The sequence below is a fragment of the Vibrio sp. 10N.222.46.A1 genome, from assembly GCF_041473595.1.
Taxonomy (GTDB): Bacteria; Pseudomonadota; Gammaproteobacteria; order Enterobacterales; family Vibrionaceae; genus Vibrio; species Vibrio tasmaniensis_A.
This window is the reverse complement of the sequence record NZ_JBFRSN010001135.1, coordinates 1-2,448: the sequence shown is the minus strand read 5'-3', so window position 1 is coordinate 2,448 and position 2,448 is coordinate 1. Positions and strand designations below refer to the sequence as shown.

Genomic DNA, 2,448 nt, shown 5'->3' with positions numbered 1-2,448 from the left:
ACGAGCAGGCTACGATGGTTCAAATGGAGAGTCCCTGAAGCTATTAAATGCCGTTAATACGATTCATGTTAGCGGTGGTGTTGAGGTGGGGTTCGTCTATTTGAAAGAGGGATCAACTGACGGAAAAAATTACAGGAATATCGTGTATAAAAAGGAGGGGACTCGATTGAAAGTTTGTGAAAAGGGCGTTCTTACTCCAGGGAACATTTTAGCCCATGATCAAGTTACCTCATGCTACTCACTTTTCGACGATAGCATTATTTCCGTCGACGATTTATCAATATCCTCACAAGTGTTGAGCAAAAATGGGGTGAGCACTACGCTCACTGATTTGAATATTGTTGCGTCAATTCCGAGTGCTGGGATCTCTAAAGGCGTCGCTATAACCGTTAAGCAAAGGAATTGGCAATGACCTCGGTAAAGCAGCAAGCTGGAGTGGCTACGTTGTTAATCACATCTGTTTTAGTGTTGAGTGCTTTAATTGTTACTTTGGGCACCTATCGCAGCGTTTTTCATCAAATTAAGGTCGCGCAGAATGAAGTTCAAGTCCGCAAAGCTCATTGGAACGCCGAGGCTGGGTTGGAGTGTGGTTTTACCTATATAGCTGAAAATGATCTCACGGCAATTCCCAATGATTTAATGAATCACTGTCAGCAGTCGAAAGTCCTTACGTTGAAATCAGATAACCTAACACCGAATATATTGGTGTCGAGTGCTCACTATTTATCTCTGAACAAAGAGATAAGTTTTAACAATTCGTCGGGGCTAGGGGCGATGCAAACCAATTCGAGTTTGGAGTTTATTTCTGATCACAATATCGATATTACCCCAGATATTAGTCTTACTGCGGTCGGTGGTATTAACGAATGTGTGTCTGTTCGGTTCTTAGATAGTGTGATCTATAAAAACCAAGGCGGCGGGCGTCTGAAGACAATCACACCTACGGGCGGTCTCCCTCCTTTTCCTACCTTTGAGTCTTGCCAACCGACAACCGATATTAACCGCAATGCAACCATTGATTCAGTTGGGTCATTGCCTTCAAATGCTTTTCAATCAGATTTCAAATTTGACCCAGCCATCGATACTTTCTCTAATTACTTTGGGGTATCTAAAACGCCAGAAAATATTGACCAGATTAAGCGTGATTATCATGTGATTGACCTCATTGACAGGACTGTATCTCCCCCCAAGCACATTGATTTATTCAACGGGAAGTATCAAGGTAATAAGTGTAGCCAAGCGATTAATAACGCCTTTACTAGTGGCAAAGATAAGGTGTGGGTGATCGGTGATTGCGTGGTCTATCACCCACCAATTAATGTGGTAGAACCTATCCCCGGTGTTATTACTCCACGTTCATTAGTGATTCAAGATGGCATCGTTGCGAACGGTAATGCAAGTGTGTTTGATGGTTCCTTTTATCACCTAAATGATATGAGCATATACGACGAACCAGCCTCCCCTGATGTTGATACGGACCTATTGAGCGGCTTATGGGCCAAAGTTCCAAATACGATACCTATCGCCGGCTTAGTGCAGAACAATTCGGTTTATATTGGATTTGCTTCTTTTTTTCCCAAGGGAGGGATGTTCTTTGATTCAGTTGGCGGGTTATCGACAATTCAAGGTTCGATTAACTTAGATTACACAGGTGAATACAACCCCCATAGTGTTCCTTTGAAAGCCAAATGGAAAAAGGGATCATGGAATGACTTATAAACATTCCGGTTTTAGCTTGATAGAGGTCCTGATCTCTTTTCTATTGATCGGTATCGCTTCGCTAGGGTTGGTTAAGCTACAGGTCTATGCAGAACAAAAATCGGATTACGCGTTGCACAGTGTAGAAGCGCTTCATTTTGCTGAAAGGCAGATGGAGTATTATCGAACTCGTGTATCGGATGTGGGGGGAGCTGTAGGGTTAATCCTTTTTACGGATCTCAATCAAGCGGACTACTGTCGCAATGCGACAAGTTCGGATCCTTTATCTGGTTTGTCGGGCTCTGGGTATACGATGAGCTGTGAGGTGACAAATGCCAGTGGTGCCTTGTCTCACGCTTTGAAAAACATTACGGTGACTGTTGCATGGCGAGATCGCATGAACCGTGCGCAAAGCATTCACCTCGAAACTATGCTCTCCAAATACAGTGAGTTTGATTGATCTATTAAGCAAACGTTTACTGCATGCCAAGCCCTACGCTTCTCCTTTACTGATAGTTTTCACTCCTCGGACATTGTTTACGTGCCAGTTAAAACTCTGTATATGGAATGGTGTTTTTTGTGTTTTTATATTGTTGCTGTTGTACAGTATTTTTGCAAAATATGTCTCCATTTATGGAAAATGATGTGGAACCTTGTGCTTTTTAACAGCGACTTTAATAGAATATGTGCTGTACCAATAGGCCATGGTCAAAACTTATATTAGGCCTAAACAAACAACATCACATATGG

Annotated in this window: 2 protein-coding genes and 1 pseudogene; all 3 read left to right on the top strand. The window is 42.5% G+C overall.

The window, feature by feature from the left end:
- Positions 1-412 (top strand): annotated as a pseudogene (locus tag AB4496_RS24545) (pilus assembly protein PilW); the annotation flags it as partial.
- Positions 409-1,719, top strand: a complete 1,311-nt coding sequence (locus tag AB4496_RS24540) for a hypothetical protein (RefSeq protein WP_102250030.1) — start codon at positions 409-411, stop codon at positions 1,717-1,719. The pseudogene AB4496_RS24545 and the gene AB4496_RS24540, both read left to right, overlap by 4 nt.
- Complete coding sequence (locus tag AB4496_RS24535) at positions 1,709-2,158, top strand: prepilin-type N-terminal cleavage/methylation domain-containing protein (protein ID WP_102250031.1); 450 nt, start codon at positions 1,709-1,711, stop codon at positions 2,156-2,158. Before AB4496_RS24540 ends, AB4496_RS24535 begins: the two co-directional genes overlap by 11 nt.
- Positions 2,159-2,448: the final 290 nt, after the last annotated feature.

Coding starts and splice junctions, on each gene's coding strand:
- AB4496_RS24535 (WP_102250031.1), top strand. CDS start 1,709: ATGACTTATAAACATTCCGGTTTTAGCTTGATAGAGGTCCTGATCTCT.
- AB4496_RS24540 (WP_102250030.1), top strand. CDS start 409: ATGACCTCGGTAAAGCAGCAAGCTGGAGTGGCTACGTTGTTAATCACA.